Annotated in this window: 9 protein-coding genes; 3 read left to right on the forward strand and 6 right to left on the reverse strand. The window is 70.2% G+C overall.

The window, feature by feature from the left end; all coding sequences use genetic code 11:
* Positions 1-65 precede the first annotated feature (65 nt).
* The gene (locus IAG44_RS29840; RefSeq protein ID WP_187750170.1) at positions 66-1,652 is read left to right on the forward strand and encodes a Na+/H+ antiporter; all 1,587 of its coding nucleotides are present in this window, start codon (positions 66-68) and stop codon (positions 1,650-1,652) included.
* Between the two features lie 623 nt (positions 1,653-2,275).
* Here IAG44_RS29840 and IAG44_RS29845 read toward each other — a convergent pair.
* Together IAG44_RS29845 and IAG44_RS29850 are read right to left on the reverse strand one after the other, a co-directional pair.
* Complete coding sequence (locus IAG44_RS29845) at positions 2,276-2,584, reverse strand: hypothetical protein (protein WP_187750171.1); 309 nt, start codon at positions 2,582-2,584, stop codon at positions 2,276-2,278.
* Between the two features lie 158 nt (positions 2,585-2,742).
* Positions 2,743-3,855 (reverse strand): mechanosensitive ion channel family protein, encoded by a 1,113-nt coding sequence (locus tag IAG44_RS29850; protein ID WP_187750172.1) that lies wholly within the window; start codon positions 3,853-3,855, stop codon positions 2,743-2,745.
* Positions 3,856-3,969: 114 nt separating this feature from the next.
* On the opposite strand from IAG44_RS29850, the gene IAG44_RS29855 reads away from it, so the two are divergent.
* Positions 3,970-4,539 carry a dienelactone hydrolase family protein gene (locus IAG44_RS29855; RefSeq protein WP_187750173.1) on the forward strand — a complete coding sequence of 190 codons (570 nt, stop codon included), beginning with the start codon at positions 3,970-3,972 and terminating at the stop codon, positions 4,537-4,539.
* Between the two features lie 10 nt (positions 4,540-4,549).
* Here IAG44_RS29855 and IAG44_RS29860 read toward each other — a convergent pair whose 3' ends face one another.
* The 4 genes from IAG44_RS29860 to IAG44_RS29875 form a co-directional block, all read right to left on the reverse strand.
* On the reverse strand, positions 4,550-6,205 hold the full coding sequence (locus IAG44_RS29860) for an alkaline phosphatase D family protein (RefSeq protein WP_187750174.1): 1,656 nt from the start codon (positions 6,203-6,205) through the stop codon (positions 4,550-4,552).
* A gap of 81 nt (positions 6,206-6,286) precedes the next feature.
* Entirely contained in the window at positions 6,287-7,096 is an 810-nt protein-coding gene (locus IAG44_RS29865; RefSeq protein ID WP_187750175.1) for a thioredoxin domain-containing protein, read from the reverse strand.
* Positions 7,097-7,162: 66 nt separating this feature from the next.
* Positions 7,163-7,861 carry a hypothetical protein gene (locus IAG44_RS29870; protein ID WP_187750176.1) on the reverse strand — a complete coding sequence of 233 codons (699 nt, stop codon included), beginning with the start codon at positions 7,859-7,861 and terminating at the stop codon, positions 7,163-7,165.
* An 88-nt stretch (positions 7,862-7,949) separates the two neighbouring features.
* A complete protein-coding gene (locus tag IAG44_RS29875) occupies positions 7,950-9,275 on the reverse strand; it encodes a DUF2252 domain-containing protein (protein WP_187750177.1) in 1,326 nt (441 codons plus the stop codon).
* 195 nt (positions 9,276-9,470) lie between these two features.
* On the opposite strand from IAG44_RS29875, the gene dnaE reads away from it, so the two are divergent.
* Positions 9,471-13,010: a DNA polymerase III subunit alpha gene (gene dnaE, locus IAG44_RS29880; RefSeq protein WP_187750178.1), complete on the forward strand. Its 3,540-nt coding sequence runs from the start codon at positions 9,471-9,473 to the stop codon at positions 13,008-13,010.
* Positions 13,011-13,034 lie beyond the last annotated feature (24 nt).

Consider the following 13,034-nt stretch of genomic DNA (forward strand, 5'->3'; position numbering starts at 1 on the left):
GTGTGTGGGCCCGGGTGCGAGGCTTGTTCTTGATCGCCTGTGTCTAGAACGCCGGAGCGCCTGTCGTGGACCAGTTGGCCTTGTTGTTCGTGCTGCTGCTCGGGGCCGTGATCAGTGTGCCGCTCGGGGACCGGTTCGGGCTGCCGTCGCCGGTGCTGATGACGTTGCTCGGGATCGTGCTCGCCGTCGCGGACTTCGTGCCGAACGTGGACATCCCGCCGGGGCTGATTCTGCCGGTGCTGTTGCCGCCGTTGCTGTACGCGGCGGTGCGGCGGACGTCGTGGCGGCAGTTCGCGGCCAACAAGCGGCCCATCTTTCTGCTGGCCGTCGCGCTCGTCTTCGTCACGACGTTCTCCGTCGCGGCCGTCGCCCACTCCATCGTGCCGGGGCTTTCCGTTGCCGCCGCTGTCGCGTTGGGGGCGTTGGTCGCGCCGCCCGATCCTGTTGCCGCTACCGCTGTCGCCGGGCAGCTCGGGTTGCCCCGGCGGCTCGTGTCCATTCTGGAGGGGGAGGGGCTGTTCAACGACGTCACCGCGATCGTGCTGTACCACGTCGCCATCGCGGCCGTCGTGAGCGGGGAGTTCCACGCCGGGGAGGCGGTGCTCCAGTTCGTGCTGTCCGCCGTCGTCGCCGTCGTTGTGGGGGTTGGGCTCGGGTGGGGGGCCAACAAGTTGCTCGATCTGCTCGGGGACGCGACGTTGCAGATCAGCCTCACGTTGCTGGTGCCGTTCGCGGCGTACGTGCTGGCCGAGGAGTTGCACGGGTCCGGGGTGCTGGCTGTGCTGACCTGTGCGTTGTTCCTGGCCGAGTACGCGACCGACCCCGACGACGTCGTCAACCGGCTTGCCGGGCACGCGTTCTGGGACATCGTCGACACACTCGTCACCGGGGTGGCGTTCGGGCTCATCGGGCTTGAGCTGCACAACGCGATCCGGACGGCGTCCGGGCGGTGGGGGGAGATGCTGGGGTGGGCCGCCGTCGTCGCCGGGGTCGTCATCGTCGTGCGGTTGCTGTGGCTGTTGCCGGCCGGGTGGCTGGCGCGGAGGCTGCATGCCCGGCGGGATGTCGACGAGGAGATTCCGATGAGCTGGCGGGAGACCGTCGTCATGTGGTGGTCCGGGATGCGGGGGGTGGCGTCTGTGGCGCTCGCCCTCGCGATTCCGTTGCATGTCGATGAGGGGGGTGCGTTTCCCGCCCGTGACGAGATCGTCTTCATCGCGTTCGGGGTGATCATGACGACGCTCGTTCTTCAGGGGCTGACCCTTCCGTGGCTCGTGCGGAGGCTGGGGGTGCGGGCCGATACGGAGCGGGAGAAGGCGTATGAGCGTGCGCTCGCCGTGCGGGCCGCCAAGGCCGCGAAGCGCAGGCTCCGGGAGATCGAGGCGGTTGAGGAGTTGCCGGAGGAGGTGTCCGAGCAGTTGTTGCGGCGGGCCTTCGAGATCGGGGTACGGATCTCGCCGGGCCTTGCGGAGGATGAGCGGCTTGAGGGGCATGAACAGCGCGTTCGGCGGCTCAAGCGGGTGCGGAGGATCCAGGGCGAGATGATGAGCGCCGCCCGGCATGAGGTTCTTGCGGCGCGCGGGGAGGTGGGGGCGGATCCGGAAGTGGTGGACCGGGTGTTGCGGCAGCTGGATGTACGGAGCTTGCGGTGAGGGTGGGGGCCGTGGTTTGCCGGGTGCGGGTGCGTTGTGGCTGTTCGCGCAGTTCCCCGCGCCCCTGGAGGACTGGGGTGCGGGTCGGGGATGTGAGCATGCGGGGAGGTGGGGGGTGGGGCTGTGGTTGTGCCGGGTGCGGGTACGTCGTGGTTGTTCGCGCAGTTCCCCGCGCCCCTGAAAGACTGGGTGCTGGTGGGTGGTTGGGCGCGGGAGCGGTAGCCGCAGATCAGGCACGGCCCCGCGCTCCTGAAGGACTTGGGTGCGGGTGGGTGGTTGGGTGCGGGCGGCCCACTCGGCGGTACTCGCCCTGCCAGGTCGCGCCACACGACGGCCGCCGCGTGCCCAGGCGCAGCCACGATGCACCCGCGCCTAATCGCAGCCTCATCCCGCCACCACCGCGCCCCGCGCAGCCACGACGCGCCGGGCCCAACCGCAGCCCCATCCCGCTACGGCCCCGGGCCCCCGCGCAGCCATGACGCGCCCGCGCTCGCCTCACTCGCAGTCCCGCCCCGCTACCGCCGCGTCCTCGCGCAGCCACGATGCACCCGCATCCGGCTCACTCGCAGTCCCGCCCCGCTACCGCTGCGTCCTCGCGCAGCCATGACGCGCCCGCATCCGGCTCACTCGCAGTCCCGCCCCGCTACCGCTGCGTCCTCGCGCGACCACGACGTGCCCGCGCCAGGCTCACCCACCGCCGCGTCCCCGCGCAGCCACGACGTGCCCGCGCCAGGCTCACCCACCGCCGCGTCCCCGCGCAGCCACGACGTGCCCGCGCCAGGCTCACCCACCGCCGCGTCCCCGCGCAGCCACGACGTGCCCGCGCCAGGCTCACCCACCGCCGCGTCCCCGCGCAGCCACGACGTGCCCGCGCCAGGCTCACCCACCGCCGCGTCCCCGCGCAGCCACGACGCGCCCGCGCCCAGGCTCACCCACCGCCGCGTCCCCGCGCGACCACGACGCGCCCGCGCCCGGCTCAACCGCAGCCCCGCCCTGCCACCGCCCCGCATGCTCACATCCCTGACCTGCGCCCCCCACCCACCGCCACCCACCGCCATCCACCGCCACCCACCGCCACTCACCCCCACAGCTACCCCCGCGACGCCCTTGGCGGTTCATGTGCCCGGCGGGGTGATGCGCCGTCCGGGCGGGGTGGGTGGAGGGGTGGGCGGATGGCGTCTGCGGTGTTGACTCGGGGGAGGGCGTAGGGGTGGTGTTCGTACAGCCAGCGGATCATCTGTTCGCGGACGGTGACGCGGACTTTCCAGATGTCGTCGGCGTCTTTGGCGGTTAGGAGGGCGCGGACCTCCATCGTGTTGGGGGTGGTGTCGGTGACCGTGAGGTCGTAGGCGCGGCCGTCCCACGCTTCGCAGGCGCGGAGGATGTCGCGGAGGTGGAGGCGCATGGTGTCGAGGGGGGCGGAGTGGTCCAGGTGCCAGTAGACGGTGCCCGTTAGTTGGGCGCCGCCTCGGGACCAGTTTTCGAAGGGTTTGGAGGTGAAGTAGGACACCGGCATGGTGATGCGGCGTTCGTCCCAGGTGCGGACGGTGAGGTAGGTGAGGGTGATGTCCTCGACGGTGCCCCACTCGCCGTCGACGACGACGGTGTCGCCGAGGCGGACCATGTCCCCGAAGGCGATCTGGAACCCGGCGAACATGTTGCTGAGGGTGGACTGCGCGGCGACACCGGCGACGATGCCGATGATGCCGGCGGAGGCGAGCAGGGACGCGCCGGCGGCCCGCATCGCGGGGAACGTGAGGAGCATGGCGGCGACGGCGACGACCCCGACGACGGCCGCGACGACCCGCATGATCAGGGACACCTGGGTCCGCACCCGGCGTACGCGCGCGGGATCGCGGTGCGCGCGGGAGCTGGCGTAACGGGTGAACGTCGTCTCGACGACCGCGGCGGCGATGCGGACGACCAGCCAGGCGGCCGACCCGATGAGGACCAGCGTGAGGCCGCGCCCGATGCCGACCCGGTGTTCGAGAAGCAGCTCGGCGCTGTCGTAGGAGCCTCTGAGCAGCGCGGCGCACAGCAGGAGCTGGTAGGGGACGCGGCCCCGGCGCAGCAGACCCCACAGCGGGGTCTCCGAGTGCCGGGCGTCGGCCTTGCTCAGCAGCCGGTCGGTGGCCCAGCCGATGAACAGCGTGAGGACGACCGAGCCGCCCACGACGATCACGGGACGGAGCAGGTTCTCCATGCTGTCGAACGTAACCGCTTCACGGCGGCCCTGAACATCGGTTCGGTCCCGGAATGGTGAGGCGTGTGTGAAGGCCGAGGTCACGGCGGTCACCGGGGCTGGCACCATGAGGGCATGAACATCATGCTCTTTCACTCGACCTACGGTCTGCGGCCCGCCGTCCTCGACGCGGCGAAGCGGCTGGAGGCGGCCGGACACGTCGTATGGACGCCCGACCTGTTCCAGGGGCGGACGTTCGAGTCGGCCGAGGAGGGCATGGAGTTCAAGGAGACCGTCGGCAAGGAGGAGCTGCTGAAGCGGGCCGTCCTCGCCGCCGCCCCCTACTCCGAGCGCGGGCTCGTCTACGCCGGTTTCTCCCTGGGCGCCTCGATCGCGCAGACCCTCGCGCTCGGCGACGAGAAGGCGCGCGGCCTGCTCCTGCTGCACGGCACCTCGGACATCGCGCACAACGCGTCCGTCGACGAGCTGCCCGTCCAGCTGCACGTCGCCTCGCCGGACCAGTTCGAGACGGACGACTGGCTGAACTCCTGGTACCTCCAGATGGGGAGGATCGGCGCCGACGTCGAGGTGCACCGCTACGCCGGGGCCGGCCACCTCTACACCGACCCCGGGCTCCCCGACTACGACGAGGAGGCGGCCGAGAGCACCTGGCGGGTGGCCCTCGGCTTCCTCGACACGCTGTAGCGGGCGACCGCTACACCGGGTCGTGGGTCCGTTCGACCTTCTGGCTGCCACTCAGCGTGCGGTACGAGCGGGACCACGCGGACGTCGCGTCCCGCTTCGTCCGGTCGGACAGCGTGTAGTAGTCCATCTGCGCGCGGGCGGGCGTGATGTCGAGGACGCCGTAGCCGTGGCGGTCGGTGTCGACCCACTGGACGTGCCGGTTGGCGGCGCGGATGACCGGTGCGGCCAGCGCGCTGATGACGCCCTCGGGGGCGCCCGTGAGGTCGTCGAGGTTGTCGGAGGTGACCGAGGTGACGACGAACTCGGTGGCCGCCGACGGCGACAGCGGGTAGGTGCCGGCGTCGACGGGGACGTCGTTGGCCCAGGCCATGTGGATGTCGCCGGTGAGGAAGACCGTGTTGGTGATGGCGTTCGACCTGAGGTGGGCCAACAGTTCGCGGCGGTCGTCGGTGTAGCCGTCCCACTGGTCGGTGTTGAGGGCCAGGCCCTCCTGCGGCAGGCCGAGGAGCTTGGCCAGCGGTTTGAGCAGGTCGGCGGTGAGGGAGCCGATGGCGAACGGCGCGATCATCACCGAGTTGCCGACGAGCCGCCAGGTCGTGTCGGACGACTTCAGCCCGGCCTTCAGCCAGTCGAGCTGGGCCCGTCCGGTGAGCGTGCGCTCGGGGTCGTCGACCGAGCCGTTGCCCACCTTGACCTGCTGGGAGCGGAAGGAGCGCAGGTCGAGCAGGGAGAGGTCGGCGAGCTTGCCGAACCGCAGCCGCCGGTAGGTGGTGCCGGCGAGGGCGGGGCGGACCGGCATCCACTCGAAGTACGCCTGCCTGGCCGCCGCCTGACGGTTCGCCCAGGTGCCCTCGGCGCCCTCGGTGTGGTTCTCGGCGCCGCCGGACCAGGCGTCGTTGGCGAACTCGTGGTCGTCCCAGATCGCCACGACCGGCGCCTTGGCGTGCAGGGCCTGGAGGTCGGCGTCCGTCTTGTAGTTCCCGTGCCGGGCGCGGTAGTCGGCGAGGGTGATGATCTCGTGGGCCGGGACGTGCGGGCGGACCACCTTGCCGCGGGTGCCGTACTCGCCGGTGCCGTACTCGTAGATGTAGTCGCCGAGGTGCAGCCACGCGTCCAGGTCGTTCCGGGCGGCGAGGTGCCGGTACGCGGCGAAGTAGCCCGCCTCCCAGTTCGCGCAGGAGACCACGCCGAAGCGCAGGCCGGTCACCGCCGCGTCGGCCGCCGGGGCCGTGCGGGTGCGGGCGACGGGGGAGTGGGTGCCGCCCGCCGAGAAGCGGAACCAGTAGTCGGTGGCCGGGGCGAGGCCGCGGACGTCCGCCTTGACGGTGTGGTCGGCGGCGGCGGTCGCGGTGACCGAGCCCTTCGCGGCGATGTCCGTGAGGGCCCGGTCGCGGGCGACGACCCACTCGACCTCGGTGTCCGGGCCGAGCCCCGAGCCGGGTATCGCCTCGGCGGTGGGCGTCACCCGGGTCCACAGGAGGACGCCGTCGGGGAGCGGGTCGCCGGAGGCGAGGCCGTGCAGGAAGGCGGGGGCCTGGTCCGCCGCGCGGGCGGGGAGGGCGGCGGCCAGCGGGCCGGCCAGAACGGCGGTCGCCGCCGCGGCCTTGACGACCGTACGGCGGCGAGGGGTGAGGGAGTCGGGGGTGCGTCTGCGGGGTGTGGTCACGACCCCTCAGATTACTGACGGGTATGAACGCGGGCGGGCGAACTCGTGAAGTCCGCCCGCCGGTTGTTCACCGGGCCGGGGTCAGCCCTTGATCGCGGCGTCGACGACCTTGTTGAAGTCCTCCACCGTCATCAGCGGCGAGCCGTTGTTGAGCTGCTTGCCGTCCATGGTGAAGCCGGGCGTGCCCTGCACGCCCTCCTTGTTGTCGTCGAACGTCTTGGACATGGCCATCGCCCAGGCGTCGTACGTGCCGTCCTTGACGGCGGTCTGGAACTTCGCGTTGCCCTTGAGCGCGGGGACCGTGTCGGCTATCTCGATGAGGTAGCTGTCGTTCTTGAACTTGTCGCTCGTCTCGTCCGGGTGCCACTTCGTCGAGTACATCGCGGCCTTGTACTCCAGGAACGCCTCGGGGCTGACGTTCAGCGCGGCGCCCAGGGCGCTCAGGGCGTTCTTGGAGCCCTCGCCGTTGTCCTTGTTGTCGATGAAGGTGGCGCCGACGTACTGGAACTTGAACTTCCCGTCGTCGATGTCCTTCTTCACCGTGGTGCCGACGGTCTGCTCGAACTGGGCGCAGACCGGGCAGCGCGGGTCCTCGTAGATCTTGAGGGTCTTCTTCGCGGTGTCCTTGCCGATGACGACGGTCGTGCCGTCCTTGCCGGACGTGTTGGCCGGGGCGACGACCGTGTCGCTCTTCACGGCCTCCCAGTGGTCCGGCTTGTTCGCCTGGATGACGGCGTAGCTGATGCCGCCGGCCGCCGCCAGCACCGCCAGCGCCGAGGCGCCGACGATGATCTGCCGCCTGGCCTTGTCCTTCTTCGCCTGCCGCTCGCGCTCCTGGCGCAGCCGATCGCGCGCCGCGCTCTTCGCCGCCTGGCTGTTGCGCTTGCTCATGGTGTTCTCCCTGCGGGTCCGTGTGAAAAGGGGGTCGCTGCTACGGGGGTGTCGTGCCGGGCGCGCTCACGCGCCGGCGAGCACCCCGAACGGCGGACCCCTGCGTCCCAGGGAGTGGACGAGGAGACGGTCGCGGACGACGGCCGTACGGCGCGCGGGGCGCGGCAGCCGGCCGGGGCCCCCGGCCTCGGTGCACGGGCGGTGCGTCACGGCGGCCACCGCGAGCAGCAGCGGCCGGAACGTCGTCGCGGCGGCGGCCCGCAGCAACTGGGCCAGCGCCCGCTCGCCCCGGCGCAGCCAGGCGGCGGCGACCAGGCCGACGCCGACGTGGGCCGCGAGCAGCCCCCACGCGGTCGCCGCGTCGGCGTGCGCGAGGAGGGCGGGGACCTGGCCGGAGTGGGTGACGCGGGCCAGCGGGGCGCCGACACCGGTGCCGTCACCGCACAGGACGTTCCAGCCGACCGAGCGCAGCGGGCCGGTGACCGGGCCGCCGGCGGGGCCGTAACAGACGTGCTGGCCGGTCGTGAACACCGTGTCGGCCGCCAGCTCCAGCGGGATCAGCAGCGCGGCGATCCGGCCGAAGCCGCGCTCGCGGCCCGCGAGGAGGTAGGCGAGCGCGAACACGGCCGCCGCGACCAGCGCGACCGTGTTCAGCGGCAGGGGGGCCCGGGACAGCAGGACGTGCGACGCGGTGCTGAGCGTCACGACGAGCGCCGTGAACAGCGCCGCGCGCACGGCTCTGAGTCGGGTCCCGGATATGTCCATAACACCGGCAGTGTGACACGGGGCCGCGTAAGAGACCCCTAAAAAATGCCTGTGACAGGGGCCGCAGCGGCTATGCGTGACCTCTACGTCACAGCCCCGGGATCCGGCCGTTGCGGAACAGGTCGACGAAGATCTGGTGGTCCGCACGCGCGCGGGCGCCGTACGCGTGCGCGAAGTCCACCAGGAGCGGCGCGAAGCCGTCCTCGTCGGCCGCGATCGCCGCGTCGATGGCCCGCTCCGTGGAGAACGGCACCAGCGACTCGCCCGAGGTGTCGTCCGCCGCCGCGTGCATCGTCGCCGTCGCCCGGCCGAGGTCCGCGACGACCGCCGCGATCTCCTCCGGGTCGTCGATGTCGCCCCAGTCGAGGTCCACCGCGTACGGCGACACCTCGGCGACCAGCTGGCCCGCGCCGTCCAGCTCGGTCCAGCCCAGCCACGGGTCCGCGTGCGCCTGGAGGGCGCGCTGCGAGATCACCGTGCGGTGCCCCTCGTGCTGGAAGTACTCCTGGATCTCGCGGTCGGTGATGTGCCGGGACACGGCCGGGGTCTGGGCCTGCTTGATGTAGATCACGACGTCGTTCTCCAGGGCGTCGCTGTGCCCCTCAAGCAGGATGTTGTACGACGGCAGCCCCGCCGAGCCGATGCCGATGCCCCGGCGGCCGACGACGTCCTTGACGCGGTAGGAGTCCGGGCGGGCCAGCGAGGAGTCCGGCAGGGTCTCCAGGTAGCCGTCGAACGCGGCCAGCACCTTGTACCGCGTCGCCGCGTCCAGCTCGATCGAGCCGCCGCCCGAGGTGAAGCGGCGCTCGAAGTCCCGGATCTCCGTCATCGAGTCGAGGAGGCCGAAGCGGGTCAGCGCACGCGCGTCGCGCAGGGCGTCCAGCAGGGGGCCCTCCGCCGTGTCCAGCGTGAACGGCGGGACCTCGTCGCTCTTGGCGCCCGCCGCGAGCGCGTGGATCCGCTCGCGGTACGCGCCCGCGTAGACGCGCACCAGCTCGCCGATCTGGTCGTCCCCGAGGGCCTTGGCGTACCCGAGGAGGGCGACGGAGGCCGCGAACCGCTTGAGGTCCCAGGTGAAGGGGCCGACGTACGCCTCGTCGAAGTCGTTGACGTTGAAGATCAGGCGCCCGGTCGCGTCCATGTACGTGCCGAAGTTCTCCGCGTGCAGGTCGCCGTGGATCCATACGCGCGCGGTGCGGTCGTCCAGGTAGGGGCCGCCGTGCTTCTCGGCGTCGAGGTCGTGGTAGAAGAGGGCGGCCGTGCCCCGGTAGAACGCGAACGCGGACGCCGCCATCTTGCGGAACTTCACGCGGAACGCCGCCGGGTCGGCGGCCAGGAGCGCACCGAACGCCGTGTCGAAGACGGCGAGTATCTCCTCGCCGCGCTGCTCGTCGTCGAGCGGGTTGACCGACATCGCCGGGTGCCTCCTGGTGCGTACGTGTTCGACAGCGTTTCTGCCGACTCCAACGGGCGGGGCCGTGGATAAGTGCCCGCCTGTGAAGGTACGCGGGGCGGACCCGTGAGTGTCAGTGGCCCGGCATAGACTTCCACCCGACCCCCAGAACGCACCCCCGTCCCGTCGTCCACCGTTTCCCCAGGAGGCCACGCCGTGTCAAAGCCGCCGTTCACGCACCTGCACGTCCACACCCAGTACTCGCTGCTGGACGGTGCCGCGCGGCTCAAGGACATGTTCAACGCGTGCAACGAGATGGGCATGACCCACATCGCGATGTCCGACCACGGCAACCTCCACGGCGCCTACGACTTCTTCCACACGGCGAAGAAGGCGGGCGTCACCCCGATCATCGGCATCGAGGCGTACGTCGCCCCCGAGTCCCGGCGCAACAAGCGCAAGATCCTCTGGGGCCAGCCGCACCAGAAGCGGGACGACATCTCGGGTTCGGGTGGTTACACGCACAAAACGATGTGGGCCGTGAACTCGACCGGCCTGCACAACCTCTTCCGCCTCTCCTCGGACGCGTACGCCGAGGGCTGGCTGCAGAAGTGGCCCCGGATGGACAAGGAGACCATCTCCCAGTGGTCCGAGGGCATCGTCGCCTCCACCGGCTGCCCCTCCGGCGAGGTCCAGACCCGCCTGCGCCTCGGCCACTTCGACGAGGCCCTGAAGGCGGCCGCCGACTACCAGGACATCTTCGGCAAGGACAAGTACTTCCTGGAGCTGATGGACCACGGCATCGACATCGAGCACCGGGTCCGCGACGGCCTCCTGGAGATCGGCAAGAAGCTCGGCATCCCGCCCCTGGTGACGAACGACTCGCACTACACGTACGCGCACGAGGCGACCGCCCACGACGCCCTGCTGTGCATCCAGACCGGCAAGAACCTCTCCGACCCGGACCGCTTCAAGTTCGACGGCACCGGCTACTACCTCAAGTCCACGGACGAGATGTACGCCATCGACTCCTCGGACGCCTGGCAGGAGGGCTGCGCCAACACCCTCCTGGTCGCCGAGATGGTCGACACCACCGGCATGTTCGAGGCGAAGAACCTCATGCCGAAGTTCGACATCCCCGAGGGCTACACCGAGGTCACCTGGTTCCGCGAGGAGACCATGCGCGGCATGCACCGCCGCTTCCCCGACGGCATCCCGGACGACCGCATGAAGCAGGTCGAGTACGAGATGGACACCATCATCTCGATGGGCTTCCCGGGCTACTTCCTCGTCGTCGCCGACTTCATCATGTGGGCCAAGAAGCAGGGCATCGCGGTCGGCCCCGGCCGAGGCTCCGCGGCCGGCTCGATCGTCGCGTACGCCATGGGCATCACCGACCTCGACCCCATCCCGCACGGCCTGATCTTCGAGCGGTTCCTGAACCCCGAGCGCATCTCCATGCCGGACGTCGACATCGACTTCGACGAGCGCAGGCGCGTCGAGGTCATCCGGTACGTGACGGAGAAGTACGGCTCCGACAAGGTCGCCATGATCGGCACCTACGGCAAGATCAAGGCCAAGAACGCCATCAAGGACTCCGCGCGCGTCCTCGGCTACCCCTACGCCATGGGCGACCGCCTCACCAAGGCCATGCCCGCCGACGTCCTCGGCAAGGGCATCGACCTCGACGGCATCACCAACCCCTCGCACCCGCGCTACAACGAGGCGGGCGAGATCCGCTCGATGTACGAGAACGAGCCGGACGTCAAGAAGGTCATCGACACCGCCAAGGGCGTCGAGGGCCTGGTCCGGCAGATGGGCGTGCACGCCGCCGGCGTCATCATGTCCAGCGAGCCCATCGTCGACCACGCCCCGATCTGGGTCCGGCACACCGACGGCGTCACCATCACGCAGTGGGACTACCCGCAGTGCGAGTCGCTGGGCCTGCTGAAGATGGACTTCCTGGGCCTGCGCAACCTGACGATCATGGACGACGCCGTCAAGATGGTGAAGTCCAACAAGGGCGTCGACCTCGACCTGCTGGCCCTGCCGCTGGACGACCCGAAGACCTTCGAACTCCTCCAGCGCGGCGACACCCTCGGCGTCTTCCAGTTCGACGGCGGGCCCATGCGCTCCCTGCTGCGCCTGATGAAGCCCGACAACTTCGAAGACATCTCCGCCGTCTCCGCGCTGTACCGTCCCGGCCCGATGGGCATGGACTCGCACACCAACTACGCCCTGCGCAAGAACAAGCTCCAGGAGATCACCCCGATCCACCCGGAACTCGAGGAACCCCTCAAGGAGGTCCTGGACGTCACCTACGGCCTGATCGTCTACCAGGAGCAGGTGCAGAAGGCCGCCCAGATCATCGCCGGGTACTCGCTCGGCGAGGCCGACATCCTGCGCCGCGTGATGGGCAAGAAGAAGCCCGACGAGCTGGCCAAGAACTTCACCATCTTCCAGGCCGGCGCTCAGAAGAACGGCTACAGCGACGAGGCGATCCAGGCCCTGTGGGACGTCCTGGTCCCGTTCGCCGGGTACGCGTTCAACAAGGCGCACTCCGCCGCGTACGGCCTCGTCTCGTACTGGACGGCCTACCTCAAGGCCAACCACCCCGCCGAGTACATGGCCGGGCTGCTGACCTCCGTCAAGGACGACAAGGACAAGTCGGCCGTCTACCTCAACGAGTGCCGGCGCATGGGCATCAAGGTGCTCCCGCCGAACGTCAACGAGTCGGTGCACAACTTCGCCGCGCAGGGCGACGACGTGATCCTCTTCGGCCTCGAAGCCGTCCGCAACGTCGGCACGAACGTCGTCGAGTCGATCATCCGCAGCCGCAAGGTGAAGGGGAAGTACAACTCGTTCCCCGACTACCTCGACAAGGTCGAGGCGGTCGCCTGCAACAAGCGGACCACCGAGTCGCTGATCAAGGCCGGCGCGTTCGACTCCCTCGGGCACACCCGCAAGGGCCTCACCGCGCACTTCGACACGATGATCGACAACGTGGTCGCGGTGAAACGCAAGGAGGCCGAGGGGCAGTTCGACCTCTTCGGCGGGATGGGCGAGGAGGAGAGCGACGAACCCGGCTTCGGGCTCGACGTCGAGTTCACCACCGAGGAGTGGGAGAAGACGTACCTCCTCGCGCAGGAGCGCGAGATGCTGGGCCTGTACGTGTCCGACCACCCGCTGTTCGGCCTGGAGCACGTCCTGTCCGACAAGGCCGACGCGGGCATCGCCCAGCTCACGGGCGGCGAGCACGCGGACGGCGCCGTCGTCACCATCGGCGGCATCATCTCCGGGCTCCAGCGCAAGATGACCAAGCAGGGCAACGCCTGGGCCATCGCGACCGTCGAGGACCTGGCCGGGTCCATCGAGTGCATGTTCTTCCCCGCGACCTACCAGCTCGTGTCCACGCAGCTCGTCGAGGACGCCGTCGTGTTCGTCAAGGGGCGCCTCGACAAGCGCGAGGACGTGCCGCGGCTGGTCGCCATGGAGCTGGCGGTGCCCGACCTGTCCAACGCGGGCACCAACGCGCCGGTGATCCTCACGATCCCGGCGACCCGCGTCACCCCGCCGATGGTGAGCCGCCTCAACGAGATCCTGACGCACCACCGGGGCGACAGCGAGGTGCGGATCAAGCTCCAGGGGCCGACGAAGACGACGGTGCTGCGGCTCGACCGGCACCGGGTGAAGCCCGACCCCGCGCTGTTCGGCGACCTGAAGGTGCTGCTGGGCCCGTCCTGCCTCGCGGGATAGGGCGTGTCGGAGTGACGAAGGGGC

Origin of the sequence: Streptomyces roseirectus, assembly GCF_014489635.1 — a bacterium.
GTDB lineage: Bacteria > Actinomycetota > Actinomycetes > Streptomycetales > Streptomycetaceae > Streptomyces > Streptomyces roseirectus.